The 2,592-nt window shown below is 47.3% G+C and carries 2 protein-coding genes; both read left to right on the top strand.

Annotated elements, in window-relative coordinates:
• Nucleotides 1–430 precede the first annotated feature (430 nt).
• The gene (locus F6K20_RS33490) at nt 431–1,480 is read left to right on the top strand and encodes a Rieske 2Fe-2S domain-containing protein (protein WP_008177765.1); all 1,050 of its coding nucleotides are present in this window, start codon (nt 431–433) and stop codon (nt 1,478–1,480) included.
• Complete coding sequence (locus tag F6K20_RS33485; RefSeq protein ID WP_287248792.1) at nt 1,477–2,250, top strand: hypothetical protein; 774 nt, start codon at nt 1,477–1,479, stop codon at nt 2,248–2,250. The genes F6K20_RS33490 and F6K20_RS33485 overlap by 4 nt, the downstream gene beginning before the upstream one ends.
• The last annotated feature ends 342 nt before the right edge of the window (nt 2,251–2,592 follow it).

The following is a 2,592-nucleotide window of genomic DNA, read 5'->3' as shown; positions in this document are numbered from 1 at the left end:
GAAGTATAGAAAAGGTATTTCCCTATTCCATCATTCAACTCCAAGGGTACTCCCGTTATAGTCGAAGACTTAGCGGTAGGGGAATTGGAGAATGAATTTGTAGCGTATCTTGCCTATTTTTGTTAGGTGGACCCTAGGCAAAAAGCCCCCACAGAAATTAGCGTCCGCTCAATACTGCTAGGCAATCTGGCCGGGTTATCTCGTAAACAATTTTTGCTTCCTCCCAGTGTGCGAGGCAAAGCGGGACATTTGCTGATATACAGCCAGGGGCAACAAAAGCTGATTACAGCTCTACCATTGCCAGCCAAACTGACTAGACTTTATCGTTATTAGTGCTTAGTAAATAAAAGAAGGTTTACTGATAGTTAATAATAACTAATAACTAATGAATAATGAGCAATAGCAATAGCAATTAACCTTTAGTAAAAAAATGAGTGTTGCCTATAAAGCTGTTCTGTGGAACCGCCAGAAGTTTATTTACGATGCTATCCTTCTGAGCCTAGTTGCCCTTTATATTGTACTTTTCATCAATGTTACCCAGTGGTTCGATAGCAACATCGACATCAGGGGAGTCAGGATTCGCGCCTTTGGCTCAGCTGCTTTCATCCTGTTGCATGTGATCTTATCCATTGGTCCGCTAACTCGCCTGAGTCCAAAATTCTATCCCCTCCTCTACAATCGGCGTCATATGGGGGTTACGATGTTCTTCTTGGCTCTCCAGCACACCCGCCTTGGCCTGCAATGGTACCACGACTTCGGCAATCTCGAACCTCTGGTCAGTCTGTTTGTGAGCAATACTAACTATCTTACCTTTATTCGCTTTCCCTTCCAGGTTTTGGGATTTGTTCCCCTGGTGATCTTGTTCCTAATGGCAGCCACTAGCCACGATTTCTGGCTGGCTAACCTAACGGCTCCGGTTTGGAAAGGTTTACATATGAGCGTTTATCTTGCCTACGGACTACTGACAGGTCATGTCCTGCTAGGAGCACTGCAAACTAACACGGATCCAGTTCTGACCCTTGCTGTTGGTGTTGGACTAGTGTGGATTGTGGGAGTGCATTTGGCAGCAGGGATTCGGGAGTTCGGGCAGGACAATCAGGAGCTTGTTACAGGAAACGAAGAATTTGTGGATGCGGGCAGCATCGCAGAAATCCCGGAAAAGCGAGCTAAGATAGTCACTCTCGGGGGCGAGCGGGTGGCAATTTTTAAGTATGACGGTAAGATTTCTGCTGTTTCCAACGTCTGTCAGCATCAGAATGGCCCTCTAGGGGAGGGAAAAATTGTGGATGGCTGCATCACCTGTCCATGGCACGGCTACCAGTATCTGCCAGAAAACGGTGCTTCCCCGCCACCGTTTACAGAAAAAATCCCTACGTTTGATATTAAATTAGAGGGCGATCGCATTTTAGTGAAAACTATACCGAACCTTCCTGGTACCAGCGTTAGTCCTGCTGTAATCGCCATGGAGGAAAAGACGTGAGTACCAACAGCCAAGGTCAAAACACCGATGAATTTTATATCGGTTATGGTAAGGTGCCTACCGCTATCAAACGGTTTCTGTTAATATTGATTCCCGTCCTAGCCCTGGTGATTCTGATTCTAGGGGCTGTCTTCCCCTTAATTCATGACCAGTTTAATTCTGGAAAGGTCAATAAGGCTCAAGAGTTTGAAGGGTTGCTCTTAGGAAAACCTGTTCCTCACTTGCTGGTACCCCGTCCAGGGGATACCTCCTTCCAAGCCCCCTACTCTCGCTACTTGCTGACGGGTCCGGGAAAAACCTCACCCAGGTCCAGCGTCTTGGATCAAGTGGGAAAGTGGGTCAAGCTAACCGGTAGTCCAGTTTATCGCAACAACCTTACGGTGATAGCAGCTCGCTCTGCAGAGGCAATTGACGCTCCTTCGGGAGCAGTGAAACCGGATGCGGGTAAATCTCTTGGTGAGTTCTCCCTCTTAGGAGAGATTGTAGACAGTAAATGCTACCCCGGGGTGATGAAACCAGGACAAACTAAAACCCATCGCTCCTGTGCTATTCGCTGCATCAGTGGTGGTGTTCCTCCGGTGTTCTTCGTGTACAATCAGCAGGGGGATAATCTTTATCTGCTCCTAGTAGATCGGCAAAACCAGGCGGTTAACTCTCGGATTTTGGATAAGGTAGCTGACCCTATCCGCATCACTGGGGAAGTAGTTCAATATGGGGATATGTTTGTCCTCAAAGCTGACCCGGAAAGTTATGAGCTGGTAACTCAGTAAAGGTGGGGATGATGGGCAACGGATGGGTAACGGAATTACCCACACTCCTCCCTTATGCCACACTTGTCTAGGATTTGACAAATGATCTGATATATGTATTAACAGAAAAGGATAGATTTAGGTATCCTTGCCCCCCCCTTTTAGGTGTTCTATCGTCATTAATTTACCCATTCCTATGATTACTTGACTAATGCTTTACTAGGAAAGGATACACCGGCGTTGCTTATTCTGGGTATGGTTTTGCCCCCCTAACCCCCCAATTCTGGGGGGAATAAGACCTTCAAAGTCCCTTCCGGTGCGCGCCTCCTAGGGCGAGTAAATCGCCCTTGGGTCGCACCGCAA

Origin of the sequence: Moorena sp. SIO2C4 (genome assembly GCF_010672485.1) — a bacterium.
GTDB classification, from domain to species: Bacteria; Cyanobacteriota; Cyanobacteriia; order Cyanobacteriales; family Coleofasciculaceae; genus Moorena; species Moorena producens.
This window is presented reverse-complemented; position numbering and strand designations above follow the sequence as displayed.

Coding starts and splice junctions, on each gene's coding strand:
- F6K20_RS33490 (WP_008177765.1), top strand. CDS start 431: ATGAGTGTTGCCTATAAAGCTGTTCTGTGGAACCGCCAGAAGTTTATT.